Here is a 25507-nt window from a genome sequence, read left to right on the forward strand (position 1 = left end):
GGATCACCCCTTCCTGGCCGCCGAACCCCGCTGCGCGCGCACCCGGTCTGCCGCATCCAGAATGGCCAAGGCAGAAGTCAGGCAGCCTGCGTCCCGGAGGGTCAATTCATCGAACTGGAAAAGCGTCGCCAGTTGCTGGCCAGCCGTCGTGTTCCGCAGACCGGAGATCGCTTTTATGACCTTCTGCCGGTTCAACCCCTGATAGTTCTTGCGGAAGATATAGAAACTCAACACCATCTGAGGAGAACTGGCGATCACCCTCAAGTCGCGCGCCACCTGTGGATTCAACTCGCACATCGTCTCGAACCCGCGCTTGGATGTCAGGCAGGCATCGGACTGACCGAAGAAGACCGGCAGCACAACCCGTGAGAACTTTGCATCCACCGACATGGACGAGAAAAACTGGTCAGCGGGACCTCGATGCCCCTCCTCCAGCATCGTGGCCAGCCAGTCCGCGGCAAGGCACATCCGCGGCGATTTCAGTGTGCAGAAGCGCTTGCCCTTCAAGTCGCTCAACTGCCGGAAGCCGCCGCCCTTCTTCACCAGAATCAAATACTGTTCAAGCCCGGCCGGCCCGCCAGCGGCCACGATTTGGGTGGAGTCCAGCAGGTCAGCGATCTGACGGTACTCGAGAATATTCAGCGCGACCGCATCCAGGTCGCCGTGATGCATCCTGTCGTAGATTTCCTGGGTGGTTGAGAAAAGCTTCGGATCGATCAGGACATTCAGTTCCTTGGTGATGAGCGAGATCCACACCTTCATCGCGGCCCGGGCGTCGTTCAGATTGACGTCACCCACGACGCTCTCGGAAAGAGCCAGCCGCACGGGTACGCCATCCTGGGACAGCGCGAGTACGCCCGAAAAGGTTGGGTTTGCGCCCAGCGCCAGCGAAATGGCCCGGCGGCGCGAAAGCCGTTCGATCCAACCGCCCGCCGAGTCTGTCCTATAGTCCGGCTTCGACATATTGCGTCCTACAGCGAGGCGCCTTTCCGCCCGGCAACGCCGTGGCGATTCCGAATCCGGTCCGCGGCGTCCAGCAAACTGAGTGCGCTGGCAAAACAACTGGCATCCCGCAGCGTCAGCTCCTCGAACTGGAACAAAATCGCGATCTGCCGCCCCGCGACGGTCGAGCGCAATCCAGATAGCGCCTTGACGAACCGGTCCCGGTAGACCGACTGATAGTTTTTACGGAAGACATAGCCGTTGACGACCATGCTGGGCGAGGCAGCAATGGTTCTCAGCTCCTTCGCAACCTGGGGATTCAGTTCGCACATGGAATCGAAGCCGCGCCGCGTTGCCACACATGCATCCGCCTGCCCAAAGAAAACGGGTAGAACCACGCGTCCGACCTTGCTGTCGCTGCCCACCGTCGCGAAGAACTTGTCCCATGGCCCGGAATAGCCGCCGTCCAGGATGGTGGAGAGCCAGGCGGGAGCGACGCACATCCGCGGATTCTTGAGCATCATCAACCGGGCGCCCCGCAGGTCGAGCGGTTTCTGGAAACTACTGTTGTTCTTCACGAGAATGAGATACTGCTCAGGCCCGACGGAGCCACCCTCGGCGACCACCTGGCTGGCGTCCAGGTTATCGGCGACCTGGCGATACTCGAGGACATTCAACGCCACGGCATCCAGCAACCCCTTGCGAGCCCGGCTGAGAATCTCCTGAGTCGGGTCAAAGGCCTTGGCGTTGTAGTCCACCACAATGTTCATCTCTTGCGCGAGCCGCTTCACCCAGATCGACATCGCGGCGCTGGCGTCATTCGTATTCACGTCTGTCACCAGACTCTCCGAGACCGCGAGCCGCAGCGGGGCCACGGGCTCGGCAGCAGCAGGCATCGCAGGCGCAGCCGCTCCGCTCACCAGAAGAGCCAGCGCCTGGCGGCGCGAACACATTCCGTGCCAGGCCTCGCTCATCGATCGTGGTGAATGGTGTGTCATGGCGCAACTCAAGCCCAGGCCTAAGGCTTCGACGTGATCCTCTCCCTGACTTCCTTGCCGATCACCACGGATAGCTGCGACTCAATCGCGACATGGTCATAGCGCGTCTTATAGAACTGAGCGCTCATCAGCGCCTCGAAGAGCTGAGCCCGGATCACCTTTTCCGTATCGACGAGTTCGTTCTGATAGGCCCGCGAGGTCAGTTCCCGGTTCTCGCGGGCCGCGACCATGGCGCGTTCCGCTGCCTGATAGGTCTTCGAGGCCGCCTCCAGGCTCAAAAACAGCTCGCGAACCTGCAGTCCGATGCCTTCGCGCAGCAGCAACTTCTCTTCCTTCAACTTCGCGACCCGCGCCAGCGCCTCGCTCACCCTGTTCTTCGTCAGGAAGCCGTCGAAGATCGGGATCTCCGCACCCGCGCCAATCGTCCAGCCCGTCTTGTTCCGGGTTGTGGCTGTACCCGTCGTGTAGTCGTTCCACCAGCGATGAACCTCACCGGTCAGTGCGATCTTCGGGTAGTAGCCGCTGCGCGCCGTAGACACGGCCCCGTCCAGGGCCTTGAGCCCGGCCTCAACCTTGGCCCAGTCCGGATTGAACTCATAGGCCGAGCTCACCAGTTCCGCCGCATTGCCCGCGAAGGGCCGGTGCGGCACCTCCTCGCTGGAGGGCACCACCGTGGCATCCCACGGCAAGCCCATGGTGTAGGCAAGCGCGGCTTGGGCCGCGGCTTCGTTCTTTGCCAGTTCGGCCACCGTGGACCGGATGGTCTCCACCATCACGACGTTGTCCAAATAGTCGGTCTTGTTCACCCGGCCCGCGCCGTTCTTGTACAGCGACTCAGTCAACTCCAGCGTGACTTCCATGCGCGCCAGCGTGTCCTGCCCCAACTGATGCAACTGCCGGGCGAGTACCGCGCCGTAGTAGAGCCGGACGACACTATCGGTGAGCTCCAGGTCAGTGCGCCTCAGTTCCGCCTGCGCCGCCATCTTCCCGCCCAGGGCCTGCTGACGGTAGCCGCTGCGCATGCCGCCGTCGAAGAGCAGCCAGGTGAAGTTGCCTGTCGCGGTCACGCTCTGCGGATCCATCAACTTCACGTCCTGCTCAGGTACTGGAAACACCTGCGCATTGGTGGTGATGCTCTGGCCAGGGAACGACACAGGCATCTGCACAGCTACCGGTGGGAATCCGGGACCAAACGCGTTGGCCGGAATGGTGACCGAAGTGGAACCGCCAGGCACCGTCACGGTCTGCGACGGAATGTACATATTGCTCGCCGGGAAGACGAAGTTCGGGGCTTCGTCCATCCGGAACCACCCGGCTTTTGCGTTCACCTGCGGCCAGTAACCGGCCAGGGCCTGCCTGTGCTGTGCCTCCGCTATCGCCACTGCAAAGCGTGACGCGGGCCGCCGGTGGTTCTTCTCGAACGTGATCCGGAGGCAGTCGTCCAGCGAAAGGACCTGCGGCGCGCTCGCTGACGTTGCGGGCGCGGGCGCCGCAGCCGGCTGAGCGGCGAGGCTCGTCATCCAAAGAGCGGTGGTGCTCAGAGAGACACAAAGAATCCGTACACAAGCATATGACATACAGAGCTCAATATCCGTTTCAAAACATAGAGGGATGCGCGAGAGTGAAGCCGTCCTCATGGAATTATCGGGACGAAGACTGTGTGTCTTTAGTGTTAATTCAGGAAACCCTGATGTAGCGACCCTTACATTCAAATAGATGGAGGTCTTCCAATGCACCCATACCGAGAAGTCATGAATCGGATTGAATTGGCTTCGTCCGTTCAAAGTGGGCGCAGCGAGGTGAAGCGCATGCCCAGGAGGATGACACCGCTCGCCGTCCGGGGCGGGACGCATCAACGGCGGTCCAGTCCACGCTGGTTGTGCTGGAATGGAACTTCATGCAGTTGCTCCAAGGCCGCCAGTCCCTGTGGTTCTGGGCGGGATTAGTCCTCATCCTGGGTTACTTTTTCTACTTTGCCGGCGACGGGCTCAGCGCCGGTTTTTTCCCCGACCTGATGATGAACATCAGCGGCGCCCTGGAGCGCCCCGTACCGCGTCTGCTCCTCGATCTGGTCTGGCCCGACGACTCCGCTTACCGGCCCGTGGGCGCCCTTGCTTACCGCGGCCTCTACCAGGCCTTTGGGCTCGTCCCGGCCCCGTACAGGATCGCCTGCTTTGTCCTTCTGGCCGGCAATCTGCTGCTGGCCGGTTGGCTCACCCGCCTGTTGAGCGGTTCGCGCTGGGCCGCACTCTGGGCGATGGCACTATTTTCGTATCACGCCTACCTGTCTGATCTCTACTACAGTTCGGCCACGCTTTACGATCTGCTCTGCGGCACCTTTGGCATTGCGTACCTGGCCCTGTACGCGCACTGGCGCGGGAACGGAAGCACCATACGGCCCTGGCACAGCCTGGCCCTCGTCTGCTTGCTTCTGGGCGCCATCGGGTCCAAGGAACTGGGCCTGCTGTTGCCGCTATGCCTGCTTCTGTTCGAGGCCTGCTTCCTGGGAGTGTGGCCACGTCCCCACGTCAAGACGCTGGTCCCGCTGGGATTGTGCGTGCTGACGGGCCTGTTCTCGGCTGTCGCGCGCTTTGCGATTACGACGACGTTCGGCAGAAACCCGGCTTATCAGGTGGGGCTTTCGGCCGAACGGGTGATCGGCAACCTCCAGCACTACGGCGGCATGCTGTTCTACCTCCACCGCGATCTCACGCACCGGGACCTCGCCTACTGCGCCCTCGCAGCCGTGCTGCTGACGGTGCTGGCCCGCAGCCGCCAGGCCGTGTTGTGTCTCGTCCTGTTCTTCCTGTTACTCGCGCCGGTGCTGGTGATCGAGCCGCGCAGCCTGTATGTGATCTACGTGCCCTTCGTCTTCCTCTGTGCGTTCCTGGCCATCGTGCTGCACCGCGTCACCTGCCTGCGCTGCTGCCCCGAGCGCGTGATGGGCCCCTTGCTGCTCGCGGCCCTGCTGTCCGGACTCGCGCCGCTGCACGCCTACCGGAAGCCCTTCGGCAACGCATGGATCCGCAACGATGAGTCGCAGGTCGACACCATCCTGGACCAGTTCCATCGCGCCTGCCCTGCCCTGCCACATGCCGCCCGTCTCTATATCAATTCCGACTCCATCCCGGAAGACGACTACCTGCTCACGTTTACCTTGCGCCTGCTTTACCACGACCGCGACCTGGAAGTGCTCCGGCGCAAACAGATCCATCACTGCCCGACGCAAGAGGAGTGGAGCGGCTACACGCGGGCTTTCGACTTTGAGGGGTGGCGGCTGAAGGAGATCCGGAACCGGGCGGAGGCTTGCAAGGAGGGCGCCGGGGCGACAAGCACCCCGGCGCATTGAGGAGGAGAGAGAACTACAACTACGCGATCTTCGGAACTTCGAAACCCTTGCGATACGGGCGCGTGAACATGGCGTTCGCCTCGGCGTCGCCTTTCACTTCACACTTCACCGGATCCACCGTCAGGCTGCGGCCCAGGCGGTAGCTGATGTTGGCCAGGTGCATGAGGGTAGCACTGAGGGCGCCTTCCTCGATCGGGCCATTCAGCTTCGAGTAATCGTTGGCACGCACCGCGTCAATGAAGTTGACCCAGTTCGAACCGCCCGCGCTCTTGGCCGGACCCGGCTCCGCTTCGCGGCCCAGGAAGGTCTTATACGAGGCGTAGCCCTCGATGGCCATGTAGCCCTTCGAGCCGTAAAAGACATTGCCGACCGTGTTGCTGTCCTTGCGCTTGCCGCCTTCGCCGATGCCCGCTTCGTGGTTCGACATCCAGTGCCGCACCTCGAACACCATCATCTTCGTCTTGCCTGCTTCGTTGAACTCGTAGGTAGCCGTGAGGACGTTCGGCGTCTCCTGGTCGTCGTCGAACATGAAGTGCCCGCCCATGGCATGCACCTTGGTGGGCAGCTTCACACCCAGCAGCCAGCGGCAGATATCCACTTCGTGGATGCCCTGGTTGCCGAAGTCGCCGTTGCCCGTATCCCAGAACCAATGCCAGTTGTAATGGAAGCGGTTCTTGGTGAACTCACGCTTGGGCGCGGGGCCCAGCCAGAGGTCGTAATTCACACCGGCGGGCACCGGTTCCGGCTTCGCCCGGCCGATGGTATCGCGCCACTTGTAGCACAGGCCGCGGGCCATGTAGACATCACCGATCAGCCCGTCCTTGATCTGCTGTGCCGCCTCGCGCAGCCCTTCGGTGGAGCGTGCGTTCACGCCATGCTGCACGATCTTGCCGTACTTCTTCGTGGCCGCCACAATCTGCTTCGACTCATAGATATTGTGCGAAGCGGGCTTCTCGACGTACACATGCTTGCCGGCCTGCAGCGCCCAGATGGTCTGCATCGTATGGTTGTGGTTGGGCGTGGCAATGGAGATCGCGTCGATAGACTTGTCTTCCAACAGCTTCCGCAGGTCGACATAGCGCTCAGGCTTCTTGCCGGTGACCGTCGAAACTTCACCCAGCCGCTTGTCGAGAATGCTCTCGTCGATATCGCAAAGCGCGGCGATTTCGACGTTCTTCATGCCTTCGTAAGCCTTGATGTGGCTGTTTCCCTGTCCTCGAAGACCCACGCACGCGATGCGGATTGTGTCGTTCGGGCTAGCCAGTGCGCTGGCCGTCAACGGGGCCGCGGCGGCTGCGCTCATCAGGAAGTGGCGGCGGTTCATCTGATCTCCTTTTCGGGCTGCCAATACTATATAACAGGATGGATGGATCCTGAGGTTACTGATATGCCATTCAGTCATGACGAAGCCAAACTGATCGCTGGTTACACCCTCGCCAACTACGAGCGGGAAAGAAATACCACCAAATCCGTGATCGCGGCGATCCCGGCCGGCCAGGAAGAGTACAAACCGCATGGCAACTGCATGGGCGCGCTCAAGTTGGCGTTCCACATCGTGGCCAGCGAGCGCTTTTTCCTGAACGGTGTGGCCAACGGCAAGTTCGGCCCTGGCGGAGAGATGCCGGAATCGATCAAGACGCCCGCCGACGTCATCGCCTGGTATGACGCCAATGTGCCTCCAGCGATCGATGAGGTGAAATCCCTGTCAGGCGAGTCGATCAGCCAGACCATCGACTTCTTCGGGATGATGCAGGCGCAGGCGATTTTTTATCTGACGCTGATGACGAACCACTCCGTGCACCACCGCGGCCAACTGGCGGCCTATCTTCGCCCCATGGGCGCCAAGGTGCCCAGCATCTACGGCCCCAGCGGCGATGTCGGCGTGAATGGCTGAGACAAACTAGAAGCCTCTCGACGGCGCCTCACCGTCGAGAGGCAGCGTTCCGGCAGCCAGCGGACTCAGGCTATCCTCGCCCGCGGGAGAAAGGCTGCGCACGCTGCTGCGCATGACTCGAATGCAGGTGGAGGCGGCGAATTGCAGGCGCCGTTCCAGGGACAGCGAACCGGCCACGGTCACAAGGGTCAAACCCCACAGGACGGCGGGCGAGCCCGTCAGTACTCCAGCCTGGGTGCGTAATAAGACCAGCCAGCAGACGGTGAGGGCCAAACCGCCCAGAACGCTCTGATACCTCGCCGGCGTTTTCCAGCCCAGGCCCGTCACCCAAAGCCCCAGGAATGTCACGACAAAAGGCAGCGCGACGACCAAGTCGATGACGTAGTGCTCCCCCAAGGCCAAGGTCGCGAAAGCCGTCCAGGAGACGAAGAGCAGGGCGAGGGCACGCACCCACCCGCCATAGTGCTTCAGCAGCCAGTACACGGCTAACGCCGATCCAAAATGCAGCGAGGGCATGCAGTTGCGGGGCGAACCCAACTGGGCGAGTGGACCCAGCGAAAGCGTCGAGATGTCCGGCGGATGGTGGGGGTAGTTGGCGGCAAACGCGTGGATGGGCCCGACTGCCGGAGCCACCCAGTAGATGATGAACCCCGTGAACGCCATGCTGATGAGCAACTGCAGCACCCGGAACGGCGCCTTTGGATCGATCAGGTCCAACCCCACCGCAACCACCGGAGCAAGCGGCAGCAACTGATATACAACAAACGTCAACAGCTTCCAGAGGGGGCTGGCGGCCATCCACGTACCCAGGACAAAACTGGCGTCGAGCCCGTACCCGTGGTCAATCGCAAAGAACAAGGGATCCAGGGTGGTGGGGCTCATCGAATTGCTGAGCGGCAGGGCCAACCCCAGCAGGCTCCACAGGACAAGGAACATCCATCCGCCCGCGAAGGCTCGTGCGGCCTTGCGCTGGGCATCGCCCTTCAAATAGATGGCCCGCGCCGCCAATACGAACAGACCGCCGAGGCCGAGATAACTTCCCAGAACCACGGCAAGCGGCTGCGCGAAAGGCGTGATGGGTTTCGCCAGCCATTCCTGGAGAGAATAAATGGAGGCCGAAACGGCGATACTCCAGGCGATGGCGCGCAGGCCCGGCCGAGTCATCAGGAGGTAGAGGAAGCTGGCGAACAGCATGCCTGCCAGTGCCTGATCAGTCCGCAGGTAGGTGGGGAAACCCAGGAAAAAGCTGCAGATCACAGGCAACGGCGAAAAGACAAGCAGCCGGAGCGCCCATTTGGACTCCAGAAAATCGGTATTCGGGGCCGGGGGCGGCGTCTCCGTTCTCTTATTCGCAGCCAAGGGGCACAATTCTCCTCACGCTGCTATTTCTATCGGCGGGTCGACGCGCGGAGTGTAGATCGGGCGGCCGTGAGCGGGGTCAGCGTGCCCTTGCCGGCTGGTGGGCCGGGCTAACGCCGCATGGCCACCCGGAAATCGCCCACCTTGGGCATCCGGATTATCTTGCACATTTCAAACAGGCGGGACCGCGCCCGCATCCCGATCTTCTCCGCCAGCGTCGTCTTCACATCGAAGCGAGCGGGCGAACCCTCGGGCATGCGTTCAATCAACGTGCCGCCCATCTCGGCATCGGGCAGATTCGTGGTGGCGATGATCGGCTTGCGCTCATTGCAGCGGTAGGTGATGATCGACGTCACCGTATCTTCCACCCAATCCGTCACGCGGTGCGCGCCCAGGTCGTCCAGCAGGAGCACATCGCATTCCAGCGCCATCTCGTAGGCTTCCCGGGGGCTCTCGCCCGACGACGGGTCGTAGCTGGCACGGATCCGTTGCAGCAGGTTCTGGTAGTCCACGAAAATTCCTTCGTGGCCCGATTCGATCAGCCGCTGCAGGACCGCCACGGCCAGGTGCGTCTTGCCGGTACCGGGTTCTCCGATGAACAGCAGGCCCGGAGGATCGACCGCCGGGAACTCCTGGCAATACCGCGACAGCTGCAGTTGCATCATGCGCAGTTCCGAGGAGCCGCGATCTGAGAAGTTATCGAACCGGTCACCCAGGTAGTTGGCGGGGATCCTCGCCCGCTTCCAAAGCGAGTCGGCGCGCGAATCCACCCGGCACTCACAGCGCTGCGCAGCGGTCAGGCCGTCCTTCTCCAGGATCTTCCAACCCAAGCCGCCGCAAATTGGACAGACTTCTTCCGCCATAGGGATCGCAGACCGATTTTAGCAGGCCCAGACACGAAGAAGCCCCCTGGCCCGAGAGGAGTGGTGGGCCAGGGGGTCGGAATAGGCTCAGTTTGTGGCGGCCCGAACGTTTAGGACGGCGTCGAGCCGGGACAACTCTTGGAGTTTATCCAAACTGATGCGTCCTGTGCGAATCTTCGCCACCTTCGACGGCTTCGTCTCCTCGAAGCCAAGCTTCTTCAACTGCTCCAGCACCTCGGGCGTGGCTTCAGTCAGCCAGATTTCCACTTCGACTTTTCCGCCCACGGCCTTTTGCTTCACCTCGGCCGAGAGCAGGTGCGCGTCGATCTTGGAGTCGTTCTCTTTCCTGAGCTCATCGGCAGGAGCCCCAGGCATCGGCTTCGTCGCAGGCATCCACGGAGGAGGAGGAGGCGCAGACGCTTGGCTCCGGGAAGTGATGATGCCCCCGATGACGCCCCCAGGCGCTCCACCAGGCACCCCGCCGGCGGTCCCTGTCGCATACCCTGCACCTTTCGCCATGCCGAGCCGGGCGCGCCCTTGCAACATCATGGCCTCAGCCCTGTCCCCTCTGGCTCCAAACACGCCCTCGTGGCTTACGCCTTCCGGCATCTCCACCGGCACCTCGATCCGCACCGGTTTGCCGTCGCGGGTCACTGTCTTCTCTTCCACTGCCACGAACGACGTGTACTGTGTCATCAGCCGGTACTCCAGTCCAAGCCTCGTCACTTCCTGGACGTCCGGATTCTGAGGGTTCTGATGCATCAGGTCCTCGATCTTCGTCCGCGCCCACAGCGTGGCCAGCACGTCGTGCTCCGGCTGCTGCGCTGGCAGATTCACCTGGATATTGCGCGAGAAAGGCTGCCCCGACATCCGCCCGTGCAGCGTGATCGTTCCGCTGGTGCCGCTCGAATAGCGGCCGCTCAGCACCACCGGCTTCGCGCTGAAGAGATCCGGAATGCGGTTCGGATAGATGTCCGATACGGGCAGCCCATGCCAGTCGATCGTGACATCGGTCAACAGCGGATTGCGAACGCGCTCATGGAAACGCCGCGCCGCCGCGGAGCCATCATCGTTCAGCGCCACATACTCCACTTCGCCGCGCCCGACTTCGGCCATTTTGTCCAGCAGGTAGCGGTTCACCGCACTGCCGATGCCGAAGCTGAACACCCGCGCATTCGAGTTGCGCTGGATCTCCGCGATGATCTCGGGTTCGTTCCCGACATAGCCGTCGGTCATGAAGCAAACGATCCGCACCTTCTCTGGATCGCCGGACGATTGTAGGGCCGCCCGGATCGCCTTCATCATCTCCGTCCCGCCGCTGCCATAAGTCCCAGCCAGGAACCGCCGCGCCTGCCTCAGATTCTCTGGAGTGGCCGGCACCGCCTGAGGGAACAGAATGTGCGTATCACCGGCGAAGGTGATCAGGTTGAACGTGTCGCGCGGGTACAAACCGGCCAGCGCGAGTTGCATCGTCTCCTTGGCCTTCTCAATCGGGAAGCCGCTCATGGAACCGGAGGTGTCGAGCACGAACACCAGTTCCTTCGGCGTGACGTCTTCCTGCGTCACTCGTTCCGGCGGCTGCAGGATCAGCGAGAAAAACCCGCCGCGCTGCGCCTTGTGTGTCAGCACCGCATCCTGGATCTTCGCGCCGGCCACGTCGTACTTCAGGACGAAGTCCTTGTTCGGGATCACTGCATTCTGCTTGAGTGTGACCACCGCCTCATGCGACGACCGCCGGTCCAGCGCCACTTCGTGCGTCTTCGAGCTGAAGCTGTCGATCGCCACACCGGCGTCGAGTTTCACTTTCAACGAGACATCATGCCCTGCCCTGGTCTCCGGCGGAGCATACTTCGGCGTCACCGCCTGGGCCTCCTGCTGGCTCATGCTGGCCGGGCTGTAGCGCGGTCCCACCGTCATCGGGAACGAGAACTCGTAGGAACCTTCGTCGTACTTCAGCGTCTCGACATAGCTGATGACGATCTTGACTTTCGCGCCCGGCTCGATATTGGTGACCGACTGCGTGAAGATGTTCGGCCGCTGCTGTTCCAGCAGCGAAGCCACCTGGCCGCGATCGCGCGCCTGCTCGTAAATCTGCCGGGCTTCCTCCCGCCGCTTGATCTGCGCCTTCACCGTCCGGCTGCCCACCAGCATGGTCATATCGTCCACAGCCGCCATGCGCGGCAATGGAAACGTGTAGATCGCTTCGATCTTGTCCGGAGTGGAGTTCTCGAACTCCTGCGTCACGGTGACGCGGGCCAGGAAGCCGGAGATCTCCGCATTGACGTCGGTGTGTTTCAACGGGCAGAGCTCGCCCGTATGCTTGCTATACGGATCGACGCGGATCAACGATCCCTCGCTCACTTCGCCATTGGCAACCGCTCGATCCGCTGGTTTGGGTGGGGTGGGCCGGCCGCCGGCGCCGGAGAGAATCAGGGCGGCGCCCATCAGGGTGGCCGCGACGAGTGTGATGTCGGCTTTTTGCATCGGGCAAACTCCTCAAAGTGTCTTGCACCCGGGAAATGCCGTGTTGCCGCCGATCCTTTCAGCGATTTATTCGATTTTCAGGAGAATCGAACGCACCAGCGGCCCAGTGGCCGTCAACGCTCCCTGGGCCTGTCCGCCGGCAGCCAGCGCGGCAGGAGCCGGCGGAGGAGGCGGTGGTGGAGCCGGCATCGCCGAAACACGCCGCTTGGCGCGCGAACGCGTCTCGTTTGACCGGCGGTCCGCACGCGACGCAGACTCCTGTGACGGCGCGGCCTGCGTGTCGCTCACTGAAACCATAAGCGGCACTTCGCCCTTTTCACGGGGCGGCAGATACAACGCCAGCGGAGTCCCGCCCTGGATCGCCCTTGGCGGCGCCAGCGGTGGGGTCAGCGAGATCATCCCGCTACGCTCGCTCGTCACGGTCAGCCGCAAGCCGCGGCCCGAAGGAACCGCGGCCCCAACGGCCACATCGTGCCAGGTTCCATCCGGCTGGAGAAACGCCAGGGCAAGCTGCAACGGCTCGACGGCCGCCTTTGCCTTGGCCAGTTCGCCCTTCCGGGCGCTGACCTCCGGCACGGCGACCGTGGGCGAAATCGTGACACTCTCTGTCGCTGCTGTCGCACGTAGCGCCTCGTCAGCCGCCTTCTTCGCTTCCTGCTGCCGGATAGGCTGTGGCGAAGGTGGTGGAGGAGGCGGAGCCGAGGCATACGAGCGCTGTACGATGAGCGGCTCCACCGGATTAGTCGGAGGCGCGATGATACCGCCGAACACACCGCCAGGGGCACCGCCCGGGATGCCGCCGGCTACGCCCCGTGGCGCCTGATCCCGCTCCGCTCGTTCCCTCACAGGCTGTGGTGCATTCCCTGGCGTGGCAGGCTGCATCGTGCCTGTTCCGACGCCAACGCGCTTGTCCGCCAGGTCCTGTTTCTCCAACCGGTCGCTCACGCTGCGAGCCTCGGGCGTTGCCGTCAGGGTCTTCGGAGTTGCGACAGATGAGGCGACCGGCTCGGGCTTGGGCAGATTTTGGGCGATCTCCTGGACTTTCTCTTGCGCCGGCGCCTGCGCCAACTCCGTCGTGGGAGCAGGCTTCCGCACCACCAACAACACCAGCAGCGCCACCACGGCCGTCGCCGCCGCCGCCCAGGGCCACGGAGCCCGCCACCAGGCCCGGGCCTTTTCGACAGGACGCAGCGCCGCCAGCAGCGCCGCCCGCGTATCGCCATCGGCCAGGGTCTCGCGCAGGGCTTCCTCGTCCATCAGCGCATCGAACAGCCGCTGGTCGTGCAGGGCCGCATCCATCAGCGCCTTGTTTTCTTCGGGCGTGAGCGTGCCCGTGGCATAGCCGCCCAGCAGCATCTCAATCTGTTCGGGAGTGAAGCGTTGGTTCATCGCGATCTCTCCCAGCGCCCGCCCAGCCGCTCCAGCAACGACTTCCGGCAGCGCGAATCCCACGTATAGATCGTGTTAATCGAATCCACCTCGAAGTGGACCCGGATCTCCTCAAAATTGCGGCCCATCAGCTTCAGCCGGAAGATGTCCCGGCAGCGGTCGCCCAGGCCGCGAATCGCCTCCAGCAACTGACGGCGCAGCTCAGCGCGCGAGGCCGCCTGCTCCGGATCGTCACCCTGGCTGGGCAGCGGCAACTCGTCCACCGGCACCGCCGTGTGCTCGCCGCGCCGTACCGCTTTTCTGACCGCGCTGGACATCTTGAAGCGCACGATTTGGAAGGCCAGGGGCAGAAGTTCAGCGGGCTCCGCCACTTGCGGGTACTTTTCGTGGAGCACGAGCAGCGTCTCCTGCGTCACGTCTTCCGCGGCCTCCCTCGATAGACGTGATGCCGCGAAGTGGAAAATCCTTTCACGCAAAACGCCGAGAGTCTCGTCTGCTGGCACTGAAATGGCTCACTGCCAAGATAGTCGAAGCGGAGGCTCATGGTAAAGTTGGTCTGAGGTCCTATTGATGCCCGAAGCAGCCCACGGCGCCGGAACCGGAATAGCCAAAGACTCTTTGAAGCAGCGTGGAATCCGCCTGACCCGGCAGCGCCAGCTCCTCCTGGACCTGCTGGACAAGTCGGGCCAGCACCTGGACGCGGAAACGCTCTACCAGATGGCCCACCAGCGGGATCCCAAGCTCAATCGAGTTACCGTCTACCGCACTCTCAAGTTGCTGAAAGAAGGCGGACTCGTCGACGAGCTCGACCTCATGCACCACACCGGGGACCAGCACTTCTACGAGACCCGGACCAAGCAGGAACACGCCCACATCATCTGCCTGCGCTGCGGCAAGGTGGAAGAGTTCTTCGGCGATCCGCTGCAACGCCTGCGCCGCCAGGTGGAAGCGCACTTCGGCTTCCAGATCATCATCGCCCGCACCGAAATCGGCGGCTATTGCGCCCACTGCCAGGTGTTGAGGCTGCAGGAAGTGGATGCCGCCCGCCAGCCTGAAGTAGTAGAAAAAACCACAAAACGTAAGAGTTCCTGAAACTCTCTCTAGATCCCGCCATCTAAATAAGTGAGCCAGCGGGATGTTACACTGGTTCTGGAAGTAATGAAGCGTCTGATCTTTTGGGAGTTCCCGCGCGGGAGCCGTCCCTACGACATTGCCGTCGCGCTGATCTTGCTGTTCATCTTCGGCGTGCCCCGGGACGTCTTCAAGGATCAGCCCCGGCCCGCCAGCATAGTCCAGATGCCCTCTGAACAAGGGGCCATCATCTACTGGATAGAAACCGGACTCTTGGCCGATACCCCTGAAGCGATGCGCCCCAAAGTAGCGACTGACCTGCTGGCTGCCCGAACCGGAAAACGACTGAATGTGGCGCGTGTCGAGCCTTTCTACGACGCCGAGCAGGAAGTCCGGGGCTTCATGGTCATCGTGAAACAGTGAACTCCTACCATTCCTCTTCGCCCCTCCCCAGACTTGCCATCCCGTTCATGGCCGCACTCCTGCTTGGCGCTTCCGCCCAGGCGAATACCTTAGAAGAAGCGCTGGCCCGCATGGACAAGGCAGCGGTTGGCTTTCGCGGTCTCACCGCCTCGCTCAGCAAGACTTCCTATACCGCACTCATCAAGGAATCCACGGTCGAGAGCGGCACAATGACTCTCTTCCGGCCCAAGCCGCGCGACATGCGCGTGCTGATTGAGTTCAACAAACCAGAGGCCCACGCCGTTGGTTTTCAGAACAAGAAAGCCCAGATCTATATGCCCAAGGCCAATGTGGTCCAGGAATACGATCTTGGCAAGCAGAGTTCCCTCGTAGACCAGTTCCTCCTGCTCGGCTTCGGTACACCCGGCAGTGAGATCAAAAAGAGCTACGCCGTCAAGTACTTGGGCACTGAAACCGTCAACGGCGTCAAGTCGGACCATCTCGATCTCGTACCGAACTCGGAAGAGGCCCGCAAGGCCTTCCGCCATTTTGAGGTTTGGGTCTCCCAAGCCGATGGGGTTACCGTGCAGATGAAGGCGCACCAGCCGTCCAACGACTACGTCCTCTTCGTCTACACCGACATCAAAGTCAATCCTCCAATCAATGATGAATCGGTACGGCTAAAGCTGCCGAAAGGCGTAAAGAAGGAGACGCCGCAAAAGTAAGCGATGGGTAATTCGACTAGCAGGAGCGGCCAACGGCTCGCGTTTCTGGACTGGACACGAGGCTTCGCAGCCATGATCATGCTGCAGGGCCATGTCTTCCACTCCTTCACCAGCAAGGAGTTACGCGCAGATGGGCCGTATACGCTCTCGCAGTTCTGTGGCGGCCTCACACCCGCGGTTTTCCTCTTCCTCACCGGCGTCACGCTTGGTTTTCTGATGGATTCCGGCTGCCGCAAAGGCCTTTCGGGCTGGCAGCGCACCACCGCCGCCCTGCGCCGGGCCGGCTACCTCCTCGCCGTTGCCATCGCCTTCCGTTTCCAGATGTGGGCCTTCGCTTTCGGCCAGAGCCCCTGGACCGACATCTTCCGCGTCGACATCCTCAACTGCATGGCCCTGGGCATCGCAGTCCTGGCCCCCTTGGCCATCTTCGACACCCGCGAACGCATCCGCTTCGCCGCCATCAGTGGCCTGGCCATCGCCTGCGCCGCCCCGGTCATCAGCGCGCTCAACCTGGACTGGGTGCATCCCTTCGCCCGCCACTGGTTCGTGCCGGATTCCAATTTCTTCGCCTTCTTCCCGTGGGCCGCGTTTATCGCGTTCGGCCTCAGCGCCGGCTCCATCCTGCGCATGGCCGCCGACGCCGATATGCAGCGGGTCATGCAGTGGGCCGCGCTCGCCGGACTGGGTATGATCTTCGGAGCTCAGTACTTCTCCAATCTGCCCTATTCCGTATATTCCAACTCGGACTTCTGGGTGAACAGCCCCGGCTTGATCTTCATCAAGATGGGGGTCATTCTGTTGCTCGCCAGCTTCGCCTACCTCTGGACCACCTTCATGAACCCCGGCTGGAGCTTTGTCCGCCAACTCGGCGGCACTTCCCTGCTCGTCTACTGGGTTCACACCGAGCTCGTCTACGGCCGCTGGTTCGGCTTCTGGAAGGAATCGCTCACCGTCCCGCAGACCGTCGCGATGGCCGCCTCCGTCATCACGCTGATGATCACTCTCAGCGTCGCCCGCACCGGCTGGAAGGGTGGGCCCGGCTTCCATGTCTGGTTCCGCCAGCAGTGGAATGCCTGGCGCTCCATGACTCCGGACCAGGCAACCGGCGATTGATCTCAACTTCGCCGCAACGCTGCACCCCGCCTCGTCCGTCCATCCTTAGGAGGATCTCGCGCATGAGGAACCTGGATGCCCGCAAGTCCTAGAGATGGCTACAATTGGAAGGTGATCTCCCGCCTTCCGTGGCTCGTCCTTACCGGCGCGTCAATCCTGGCCTGTGCCGCACCCATGCCGCCCCTGGTCTGCCCGGCCGGCGCGCCCATCGGAAACGTCGACCTGCGCGTGATCTCGGCCGGCAATGCCGAACCGCTCCCGCTGCGCACCATCAACCGCGTCCAGGAAGGCGACCGCCTCCAATACCGCCCCATCCTGCGCTCCGGCGAGGAGCGCAAGGGCAAGGTGTCCATTGTCCTGGTCCCGGCCAACCGCCAGGCGACCGGCGGCAAGCTGCTCATTCTGGAGCCCAAGGACGCCAAGCAGGTTCAGGAATGGACCGTGCCGTGGCGCGTCAGCGTCGTGGCTTTCGTATATGGGCCATCCGGCCTGAACGAAGGCAAGATCAAGAACTTCCTCTCGCGCGACGACGAACTGGTGGCGCAGTTGGCCGAGTACGCCGAGAAGACCGCTCAAACAGAAGCCCTCATCTCCGCGCTCTCTTCCCCCAACTCGTCCTCCGCGCTCGTCCAGTCCGCCCTGCAGGGCTTCTCGTCGCAATTCGGCATCAACGTCCAGATCGACAAGAACGCGCCGCCCAACCAGCAGGCCATGGCTTTGTTTCGTACCTTGAACCCGGCCATCGCCAACTACGACCCCATCGCGCCGCGCGCCAGCCAGCAGGTGGGACAGACCGCCAGCCTGGCCACTTCCGTCGCCGCCCTGTTCTTCGGCAGCCCCGTGGGCCTGGCCGCCGGCGGCACCGCGATGGTCCTGGAACTGCGGTCCATCGCGTTCCCCAAAGCGGAATTCCGCTCCCTGCTTTCCCAGACGATGCCCGGCGATGCCATGGGTCTCTGTGGCCGCATCGATCCCGCCGCGCCGCACACCAAGGTCGCCTACCTCTGGGCCGCCCGCCTGCCCAACCTGACCCTTCCGGAAATCTACGTCAAGGAAGCCAATGTCCTGCCTCCGGGCGTCAAATCTCCCCTGCCGGTAACCGCCTCCGACGAGGAGTGGAAGTTCATCGACCGCGCCCGCACGTGGGCACTGGAGCCGGAGACTGGCCTGCCCATCCCCGTCACCGTCCACAAGCTCAACGATCCCAAGCAGTTGGAAATCGAGCTTCCCTCCAACCTCAAGCCCGGCAAGTACAAGCTGGCCGGCCGCTGGGATTGGGATCCGTTCCAGCTTCGCGGTGACGTCCTCATCCGGCCGCTGGCCGACTTCCAGGCCGCCCGGCTCACCCCCAGTTCGCAGGACCTGCTCGTCGCCCGAACCGGTAAAGTCCCGCTCACCCTGGAAGGCGCGGACTTCGAATTCGTGAACAAGATCGAAGTCGTGAAGGTAAACGACAAGTTCGCCTCCCCCTACGCCGTGCCGTTCGTCCTCCCCAACGGCATCCGACGCGGGCAGCAGGATCGCATGGACATTCAGCTCAACACCATCGACATGGATCCCGGCCCCTACAAACTGCTGCTCTCCCAGGTCGATGGACGCGCTCACCCAGTGCCGCTGCAGGTGCTCCCTGCCCCGCCCCAGGTGGAGAACTTCCCGGTCACCCTCAGCCAGGGCACGGGCTACACGGAGTTCACCCTGCGCGGCCACCGGCTGGACCTGATCACCGGCATCGAAGTCTCCCGCGGTAAGGCGGAACTGGCCCCGCCGTCGTCCGATTCCACAAGCCGCCGCGTGATTCTGCGCATGGCTACCGATATTGACGCCGGCACCAGCCTGGCCGTCCGGGCCTTCACCAACGGACGCACCGAGCCGCTCACCTTCGCCGATGCCGTCCGCATTGTCGGCCCGCGCCCGCGCATCAACGAACTGCGAGTGTCGCAGTTGCCCTCCACCGACGTTCAGCTCGATCGCGGCGAACTGCCCAGTTCCGTCCTGCTCAGCAGCATGATCAAGGCCGACCACCTGCAATCGAACAGCGTGGTGAAACTCACCTGTGCCCAACCCAACTCCGCCGTGGTCACCCTGCGCCTGGGCGAACGGTCTGGCCAGATGAGCCTACAGCAACTTGCGCCCGGCCAATTGTTTATGTCGTTCGATACGGGCATCTGGCTGAACGGGTGCGTCCTGGGCGCCACCATCCTGAACGGCAACGAGAGCGAATCCGAGGTCTATCAGATCGGCCGGGTGATCCGGCTGCCGCGGGTCGAATCGCTCACCGTCACCACCGAGGGTCTCACCCCCGGCGCGACGCTCTCCGGCCAGAACCTGGAGACGATCGAGAAAGCCGGCTGGAGCGACAAGGAGGGTGTCACCGTCCCGGGGCTCCCCCTTACCGTGAACGGCGAAGGGCTTAAGCAGACCCTGGAGATCCCGCTGCCGCCGCCCACTGCGGAACAAACCCAACTCTTCGTCTGGCTGCGGGGTGAGGAGAAAGCTCGGCCGACGCGCATCCGTCCGCCGGCCCAGCCCGCCAAACCGCCGCAGGCCGCGCAAACGCCGGCTCCTCCGGCCCAGCAGGCGCAGTCCCAAGCCATCAAGCCCGAGCAGCCGAACCAGTAGCACGGACGCTACTTGCCGTTCTTCTTGAACGGTCCCGGCGTGCCATTCGGCAGCACGGTCGTCTCGTCAGTACGTGCCTGTCCCAGTTGTTGCGGAGTCAACTCGCGCGCTCCGCGCAGATTCGCACCGCGGAAGTCCGTTCCAAACGTCTTGGCGCTCTGGAAACGCGCCCCCTCCACCTTCGTCCCCTGAAAGGCGCAGCCGCCCAAGTCTGTTTCGCGCAGATCCGCGCCGCGCATGCTGCAGGCGCGGAACGACGTGCCCCGCAGCGATGTCTGCGCGAATCTCACGTTGTCCAGCAGGCAGTGGTCAAAGGAGCAACGCTCGAGCTTTGAGCCCGTGAAGTTGGCCCCCAGTGCGCGCGTCTCGCGAAAGCGGCAGAATTGCAGGGATGCCTTGTAGAACAGCGCAGCCTCCAGGTCGCTCTCCACAAACGCGCACTCCATCAGCGAGACATGGTGCAGGGACGCCTGCCGCAGGACGCACTGCGTGAAATCGCACCGCGACAACCGGGCCTCCAGCCAGCGCGATCCGGGCGCCTTCACCTGCTGCAGGCTGGCCGTCTGCATCTCGGCCTCGCACAGATTGGCCGCCGACAAACTGGCATCGTTCAACCGCGACTTCAGCCACACGCTGCCCGTCAGGTCAGAGGAAGAGAGGTTCGACATCGACAGGTCGCACTCTTCAAATTCCACCCGCGCCAAGTTGGCGCCGTTGAAATCGGACCCCGGCATCTCCAGGTGCCGGAAGATGGCCGAGCGCAGCCGCACCAGCGGAGCCTGCAGGTCCACCAGGTTCAGGTGCTCCAGCACAGCCCGCGTTCCACCCGGCCGCTGCTCCAGCCACAGTTCGTGCGGCCCCAAAGCCTGTTGCCACCGCTCCATCGACACCGGTCGATCCTCGTTGTCCGTGCTGTGTCCCGCAATTCTCATTGGCATGCAAATTGCTCATCGGTATGAAGACGTACTTGTTGAACGCTTCTGGGAACAACAAACATGAAGAACTGGTTATCCGAATACGAAAGCCGCCGCCGCACCGCCGCCCAGGCGCTCGAAGCCGTGCAATCCGGCCAGCGCGTCTTTGTTCACATGGGCGCAGCGGCTCCCCTGCCCCTGCTGGATGCCCTGTGCGGCCACTCCGCCCGGCTGCGGGACGTGGAGGTGCTGCACTGCATCACCATCGGCAATGCTCCGTATACGGACCCGGCCTACTGCGGCAACTTCCGCCACAACGCCCTGTTCGTCAGCGGCAATACACGCTGCGCCGTGCAGCAGGGCCGCGGCGACTACATCCCCGTGTTCCTGCACGAGATCGAGGGCCTCTTCTCCAATGGAACCCTGCCTATCGACGTCGCCCTGATCCAGTGCACTCCGCCCGACCGTTTCGGCTACATGAGCCTGGGCACCGACATCGACATCTCCCTCACCGCCGCCCGCCAGGCCCGGCACCTCATCGTGCAGGTGAATCCGCGCCTGCCGCGCACCTGCGGCGACACCATGATCCATGTCGAGGAGTGCCACGCCATCGTCGAGGCCACCCACGAACTGCCGGACTTCCTGCAAGGCGAAGTCACGTCCGCCCACCGCGCCATTGCCACCCATGTTTCGGCGCTGATCCCCGACGGTGCGACTATCCAGATCGGAGTCGGCGGCATTCCCGAGGCGGTCCTCGCCAGTCTCTCGAATCACCAACACCTCGGCGTCCACACTGAGATGTTCAGCGACGGCATCATTCCGCTCTTCGAAGCGGGCGTCATCACCAACGACCGCAAGACGCTCCACCCGCACAAGGCTGTCACCAGCTTCGTCCTCGGCACGCGCGCCATCTACGACTACATCGACAACAACCCGGTCTTCGAGTTCCTGCCCAACCGCTATATCAACGATCCGTATGTGATTGGCCAGAATGACCGCATGGTCGCCGTCAACGCCGCACTGGAAGTTGATCTCTCCGGCCAGGTCTGCTCGGATTCCATCGGCTCCATTCCGTTCAGCGGTGTGGGCGGGCAGGTCGACTTCATCCGCGGAGCCGCGCGGTCCAAAGGCGGCGTGCCGATTATCGCCTTACCCGCGACCGCCAAGAACGGGGCGCTTTCGCGCATCGTCCCGCGCCTCAAGCCCGGAGCCGGCGTCGTGACTTCCCGCGCGGACGTGCATTGGGTGGCCACCGAATTCGGAGCGGTCAACCTGCATGGCCGCAACCTGCGCCAGCGCGCTGAAGCGCTGATCGGGATCGCCGATCCCAGGTTCCAGGCGGAATTGCAGCGCGAGGCCGCCGTTATGTTCCAGAAAAGCTAAACACTCACCACCGGGCAACACGACTGCCGGATGATCGAGTAGGCGTTTGCCCGCAGCCGTCCAAAGACGCCTGCCGCTGAGCCGCGTCCAATCACCAGGACGTCCGCTTTCGCCTCCTGCGCCAAATCGCACACGGTCGACGCGGTTTCACCACAGGCAACCAGCAGCGGAGCCTGCACGCCGACGCGCCCCATCAGTTCGGCCGCCTCTTCCCGCACGGCCGATTCCATGTGCTTCTGCCAGTTGGGGTCGAAGTATTCTCCGGCATAGCCCTCGAGGTTTGGAGTGGCGTGGAGCACGGTGAGCTCCGCGCCGGCCAGCTCGGCAAACCGCTTGCCCCACATGAGTGCGCGTTCACTCTGCGGCCCCATGTCGATGCCCACCGCGATCCGCTTCCACTGCAAGGCATCCACCGCGTCGCACTCCAGGTGTACGCCCGTCCACACAGGACAATCCGCGTCGTGCAACACCTTCGCGGTGACGGAACCCAGGATGAACCGGCGGAAGGTCCCGTAGCCGTGTGTCGGCATCACAACCAGGCCGGCGCCGCGTTCGTGCGCCAGCTTGATGATCTCCGTCGCGGGATCCCCCTCCTGCAGCAGCCGCTCTGTCGATTCCGGTGGGAGTTCTCCCACCAGAAACGACTTCAGATCCTGCTCAGCCTGTTCCACCCGGCTCCGGAACAAGTCCTCCAGAACACTGCCGCCCACTTCCATCGCTCCGAACTCGTAGTGCGGAGCGGGCAGCACGTGCAACAGGGAAACCTTGCTCCCAAAGCGGCGCTGCATTGCTTCGGCGTAGCGCGCCGCCCCTTCGCTTTTTTCCGAAAAATCGACCGGAACAACAACATCGCCGAGCGGCATAACGCGCCTCCCTGCTTCTTAATGACCCACGGCCCTGGGCTTGTCAAGCCCCAGATCCGCCAGCACCTTGGGCGATTCCTCGTCCTGCGCCAGCGTCTTGTGGCACGTATCGCAATCCTGCGGAATGGTACGGTTTCCCTTGGTGGAAGGACGCTCGTCATGGCACCGGAAACAACCGTCGAAATCCGTATGCCCGAGGTTCACCGGATAAGCGCCCCACTGCACATTCATCTCCGGGAACACGCTGCGGCTGAATACCGCCAGCACGTTCCTGGCGCTGCTCTCCACCGCTGCTTTGCGGCTGGCCCAAACCTGCGGATAGTTCTTCTCGTAATAGGCCTTGAACTTCGCGGGAATGTCGCGCTCTGAGTCTTCGGTCGTGGCGTACTTCGCCTTCAGGATCTCCAGGGCCACTTTGCGGACATAGGGCAGGTCGCGATCGAGGTCGCCCGCCGCCAGCGCGCGGTTCACTCCGCGCTCAGCCAGTTCATAGGTATGCGAGGGCCGGTTGTGGCAGTCCATGCAGTCCATGGTGCGGACATCCAGGTTGCCGGGTCCGTCGGCCTTATACCCATCCGCCTTGAACGTGAACGTCTGTCCATCCTTGCCCGTATACTCCACCCACGGGATCTTCTGCCGCTGTTTGTCGCTATGCGCGTAGCGCACTTTGACACCCGGCCCCATATGCGCGCCGTGGATGCCTTCATAGCCGTTGCCGCCGCCGATGTGCATCAACAGCACCGACTTCGTCCACTTCGACTTCTCGTCATCCGAGAAGTTGTTGAACACCCGGATGCGGTCGCCGCCGAACTTCTGCGGCCAATGGCAGACTTCGCACGTCTCGCGCGCGGGCCGCAGGTTCTCGATGGGCGTCGGGATGGGGCGTGGGTACAGCTTCAACGTGACCGAGATCACCTGCCACGAGCCGGAGATCTTGCTCTTCACAAACCAGTTGGCGCCCGGCCCGATGTGGCACGATACACACTCCACGCGGGAGTGCGGTGAATTCTGGTAGGCCGTGAATTCGGGCTTCATCACCACGTGGCAGGTCTGGCCGCAGAAGTTCACACTCTCCATGTAGCTGACGGCCTTGTACGTCAACTGACCGCCAATGATGAAGTTGGCCAGCGTCGTGGCACCGAGAAACGCCAGCAGGCGGCGGAAGCGCGGATTGCTGAAATCCAGAGGGGGGAAGACATCGGGCAGCTTGCCCTTATTCCTCTTCTTGAACAGCCAGACGCCGGCCGGGATCAAGCCCAGGCCGAGGAAGAATACGGCCGGCAGAACCATGAACTGCAGAATGCCGATGTAGGGATCCGGCGAGTGCCCGCGCAGGGTGCTCGGCAGAAGAAAAAGCCACAAAATACCGGATGTCGTGACCAGGACCACACCGATGAGGCTGATCCAGTTGCTGGCCAGATAGACTATGGGCGCCAACCATTCTTTCAGTTTCATAAGACCTTGTTAGCTTACTCGCTTTTTCTCCTCAATCACGCACGCTCAATGGCCGTGCTTCTTATCGTTTTCCGGACGCGGGCTGTGGCCGGTCAGCCACGCCGGGTCCATCGGGTAAACATCCGGGTCAAAGATTACCGAGTAGAAGTGCCATACGAAGATGGCCAGGGTCGCCAGCACGGCTTCAAAGAAGTGCACTGACCTTGCAAAGTCGATCCAGAGCTTGGGCAGGAACTTCATGGTCCAGTTGTTGGCCCACAGCAGGATGCCCGTCGCCGCCATCACCATCGTGCCCCACACCAGCGCCCAGTATTCGATCTTCTCGATGTAGGAGTGGGACGACTGATACGGCTTCTGCTTGCGCATGCCCAACCGCCACAGCGTGCCTTCCACCATCTCGCGCAGGTCGCCCACAACCGGCAGGAACTCTTTCCAGTGGTTGCGCAGGCGGCTGCTCACGAACAGGGTGATGATGTGCAGGATCGAGGTGAGCACCAGCACGGCGCCGGCAGTTCTGTGGATGACGCCGCGCACCGGATAGGCTTTCTCCCATGCCAGCGTCGGGCGAGCCCACCAGGAATCTGGGAAATGCAGCGCAAAGCCCGTATAGGCCAGCGTAATGAAACTCACCGCCAGCAGGATGTGCTGGATCCGCTCCCACTTATACATCCGTTCGTGCTTCGGCTGTTCGGGCCGCAGCATCTGCAGGGGAATCATCTTGCCCTGGAAGCGCATCCTCATCGTCTTCTGGACGAAATCGCCGCCATGGTGCAGCAACATGAACCCAATGGTGCCGGGGATGACCAGCACATAAAACAAGTTCGCCCACTGCAGCGGCAGCGGAGCCGTCTGGCCCTGCACCTCGTGAATACTGCCAATCACGAACCGCGATCCGGCTCCGGGGTGGCAGGCTCCGCAGGTGGTGGCCAGATTCTTTGCGTTCGTGCGGGATTTCGGATTGTCCGAGGGCAGAATATCGTGAAAACCGTGGCACGACGAACAGTCGGCCACGCTCTGGCTGCCCGCTTTTAGCGCCAGGCCATGAAAACTATCGTTGAACGAAGTGATCCGGTCGAGCGGCAAGCCGAACCGGGACATCAGCCGCACATCGCCATGACAGCGTCCGCAGGTATCCGGCACACTGGCTGAGAAAACCGTCGACTTCGGATTGTCCGGCTTGAGAATCTTGTGGCCGCCGTGGCAATCCGTGCACACCGGAGCGTCCTTTACTCCCGCCGCCACAGCCTTCCCGTGCACGCTGGAGTTGAATTGAGCCGCTTCCTTGTCGTGGCACATGCCGCACGTCTCAGGCACGCTCTTGTGGAACGCCTCTGAGAGAGCCGGAGCCAGTTCATGCACGCCGCCGTGGCAGGTGGAGCACTCCGGCGCGGCCCCGTTGCCCTTCTTCATCTGTTGCGCATGCTCACTCTGCGAATAGTCGTTGGCCGGCTGTTCGTGGCAGGTGACGCACGCCGGTTTCGGCAGGTTTTCCGGGTGAGGGTACTGGTCGTGCTTCAAGTGGCACGACGCGCAGGCAACCTTGTTATGTGCCGACTTCTCCAGCTTCGCGCCCTGATCGTGACAATCCAGGCACACGGAGTTCGGGCTGGTGGGCGCCGGAACGGGCTTCTGGCCCGCCCACAACCCGGCTGCCGCCGCCAGACACAACACTATTCTTCGCGTA

At 62.7% G+C, this 25507-nt stretch carries 21 protein-coding genes; 8 read left to right on the forward strand and 13 right to left on the reverse strand.

Annotation, left to right across the window (positions count from 1 at the left end):
• Positions 1-3 precede the first annotated feature (3 nt).
• From IRI77_RS06550 to IRI77_RS06560, 3 genes are read right to left on the reverse strand one after another with little or no spacing between them, the layout of a single operon-like run.
• Positions 4-963: a phosphate/phosphite/phosphonate ABC transporter substrate-binding protein gene (locus IRI77_RS06550; protein WP_194451269.1), complete on the reverse strand. Its 960-nt coding sequence runs from the start codon at positions 961-963 to the stop codon at positions 4-6.
• Positions 964-971: 8 nt separating this feature from the next.
• Entirely contained in the window at positions 972-1940 is a 969-nt protein-coding gene (locus tag IRI77_RS06555) for a PhnD/SsuA/transferrin family substrate-binding protein (RefSeq protein WP_194451270.1), read from the reverse strand.
• Positions 1941-1960: 20 nt separating this feature from the next.
• Positions 1961-3517, reverse strand: a complete 1557-nt coding sequence (locus tag IRI77_RS06560) for a TolC family protein (protein ID WP_228486625.1) — start codon at positions 3515-3517, stop codon at positions 1961-1963.
• A gap of 320 nt (positions 3518-3837) precedes the next feature.
• On the opposite strand from IRI77_RS06560, the gene IRI77_RS06565 reads away from it, so the two are divergent.
• Entirely contained in the window at positions 3838-5289 is a 1452-nt protein-coding gene (locus tag IRI77_RS06565; RefSeq protein WP_194451271.1) for a hypothetical protein, read from the forward strand.
• A gap of 19 nt (positions 5290-5308) precedes the next feature.
• Here the strand turns inward: IRI77_RS06565 and IRI77_RS06570 are convergent, their stop codons facing one another.
• The gene (locus IRI77_RS06570) at positions 5309-6613 is read right to left on the reverse strand and encodes a Gfo/Idh/MocA family protein (protein ID WP_194451272.1); all 1305 of its coding nucleotides are present in this window, start codon (positions 6611-6613) and stop codon (positions 5309-5311) included.
• A 63-nt stretch (positions 6614-6676) separates the two neighbouring features.
• Here IRI77_RS06570 and IRI77_RS06575 point away from each other — a divergent pair, with 63 nt between their 5' ends.
• Positions 6677-7183 carry a DinB family protein gene (locus IRI77_RS06575; protein WP_194451273.1) on the forward strand — a complete coding sequence of 169 codons (507 nt, stop codon included), beginning with the start codon at positions 6677-6679 and terminating at the stop codon, positions 7181-7183.
• A 6-nt stretch (positions 7184-7189) separates the two neighbouring features.
• On the opposite strand, the gene IRI77_RS06580 is transcribed toward IRI77_RS06575, so the two are convergent.
• The 5 genes from IRI77_RS06580 to IRI77_RS06600 form a co-directional block, all read right to left on the reverse strand.
• The gene (locus IRI77_RS06580) at positions 7190-8542 is read right to left on the reverse strand and encodes a phosphatase PAP2 family protein (protein WP_194451274.1); all 1353 of its coding nucleotides are present in this window, start codon (positions 8540-8542) and stop codon (positions 7190-7192) included.
• 110 nt (positions 8543-8652) lie between these two features.
• On the reverse strand, positions 8653-9405 hold the full coding sequence (locus IRI77_RS06585; protein ID WP_194451275.1) for an ATP-binding protein: 753 nt from the start codon (positions 9403-9405) through the stop codon (positions 8653-8655).
• Between the two features lie 87 nt (positions 9406-9492).
• On the reverse strand, positions 9493-11889 hold the full coding sequence (locus IRI77_RS06590; RefSeq protein WP_194451276.1) for a VIT and vWA domain-containing protein: 2397 nt from the start codon (positions 11887-11889) through the stop codon (positions 9493-9495).
• A gap of 66 nt (positions 11890-11955) precedes the next feature.
• Complete coding sequence (locus IRI77_RS06595; protein ID WP_194451277.1) at positions 11956-13278, reverse strand: hypothetical protein; 1323 nt, start codon at positions 13276-13278, stop codon at positions 11956-11958.
• Positions 13275-13754 (reverse strand): RNA polymerase sigma factor, encoded by a 480-nt coding sequence (locus IRI77_RS06600; RefSeq protein ID WP_228486626.1) that lies wholly within the window; start codon positions 13752-13754, stop codon positions 13275-13277. Before IRI77_RS06600 ends, IRI77_RS06595 begins: the two co-directional genes overlap by 4 nt.
• A 94-nt stretch (positions 13755-13848) precedes the next feature.
• Here IRI77_RS06600 and IRI77_RS06605 point away from each other — a divergent pair, with 94 nt between their 5' ends.
• The 5 genes from IRI77_RS06605 (at position 13849) to IRI77_RS06625 (ending at position 19208) form a co-directional block, all read left to right on the forward strand.
• Positions 13849-14370, forward strand: coding sequence for a Fur family transcriptional regulator (locus IRI77_RS06605; protein WP_194451279.1), 522 nt, complete (start codon positions 13849-13851; stop codon positions 14368-14370).
• Positions 14371-14436: 66 nt separating this feature from the next.
• The gene (locus tag IRI77_RS06610; RefSeq protein ID WP_194451280.1) at positions 14437-14772 is read left to right on the forward strand and encodes a hypothetical protein; all 336 of its coding nucleotides are present in this window, start codon (positions 14437-14439) and stop codon (positions 14770-14772) included.
• Between the two features lie 47 nt (positions 14773-14819).
• A complete protein-coding gene (locus IRI77_RS06615; protein ID WP_194451281.1) occupies positions 14820-15476 on the forward strand; it encodes a LolA family protein in 657 nt (218 codons plus the stop codon).
• A 3-nt stretch (positions 15477-15479) separates the two neighbouring features.
• Positions 15480-16589: a heparan-alpha-glucosaminide N-acetyltransferase domain-containing protein gene (locus tag IRI77_RS06620; protein WP_194451282.1), complete on the forward strand. Its 1110-nt coding sequence runs from the start codon at positions 15480-15482 to the stop codon at positions 16587-16589.
• Positions 16590-16700: 111 nt separating this feature from the next.
• Positions 16701-19208, forward strand: a complete 2508-nt coding sequence (locus tag IRI77_RS06625; RefSeq protein ID WP_194451283.1) for a hypothetical protein — start codon at positions 16701-16703, stop codon at positions 19206-19208.
• 8 nt (positions 19209-19216) lie between these two features.
• Here IRI77_RS06625 and IRI77_RS06630 read toward each other — a convergent pair whose 3' ends face one another.
• Positions 19217-20146: a pentapeptide repeat-containing protein gene (locus IRI77_RS06630; RefSeq protein WP_194451284.1), complete on the reverse strand. Its 930-nt coding sequence runs from the start codon at positions 20144-20146 to the stop codon at positions 19217-19219.
• A gap of 57 nt (positions 20147-20203) precedes the next feature.
• Between IRI77_RS06630 and IRI77_RS06635 the strand changes: the two genes are divergently transcribed.
• Positions 20204-21505, forward strand: a complete 1302-nt coding sequence (locus IRI77_RS06635) for an acetyl-CoA hydrolase/transferase family protein (RefSeq protein WP_194451285.1) — start codon at positions 20204-20206, stop codon at positions 21503-21505.
• Here the strand turns inward: IRI77_RS06635 and IRI77_RS06640 are convergent.
• The 3 genes from IRI77_RS06640 to IRI77_RS06650 are packed head-to-tail and all read right to left on the reverse strand — an operon-like array spanning position 21502 to position 25494.
• Entirely contained in the window at positions 21502-22368 is an 867-nt protein-coding gene (locus IRI77_RS06640; protein WP_194451286.1) for a universal stress protein, read from the reverse strand. The genes IRI77_RS06635 and IRI77_RS06640 overlap by 4 nt on opposite strands.
• Before the next feature lie 18 nt (positions 22369-22386).
• Positions 22387-23823 carry a NapC/NirT family cytochrome c gene (locus IRI77_RS06645; RefSeq protein WP_194451287.1) on the reverse strand — a complete coding sequence of 479 codons (1437 nt, stop codon included), beginning with the start codon at positions 23821-23823 and terminating at the stop codon, positions 22387-22389.
• Positions 23824-23868: 45 nt separating this feature from the next.
• Positions 23869-25494 (reverse strand): cytochrome c3 family protein, encoded by a 1626-nt coding sequence (locus IRI77_RS06650; protein WP_194451288.1) that lies wholly within the window; start codon positions 25492-25494, stop codon positions 23869-23871.
• Positions 25495-25507 lie beyond the last annotated feature (13 nt).

Source organism: Paludibaculum fermentans (assembly GCF_015277775.1).
Classification (GTDB): Bacteria; Acidobacteriota; Terriglobia; order Bryobacterales; family Bryobacteraceae; genus Paludibaculum; species Paludibaculum fermentans.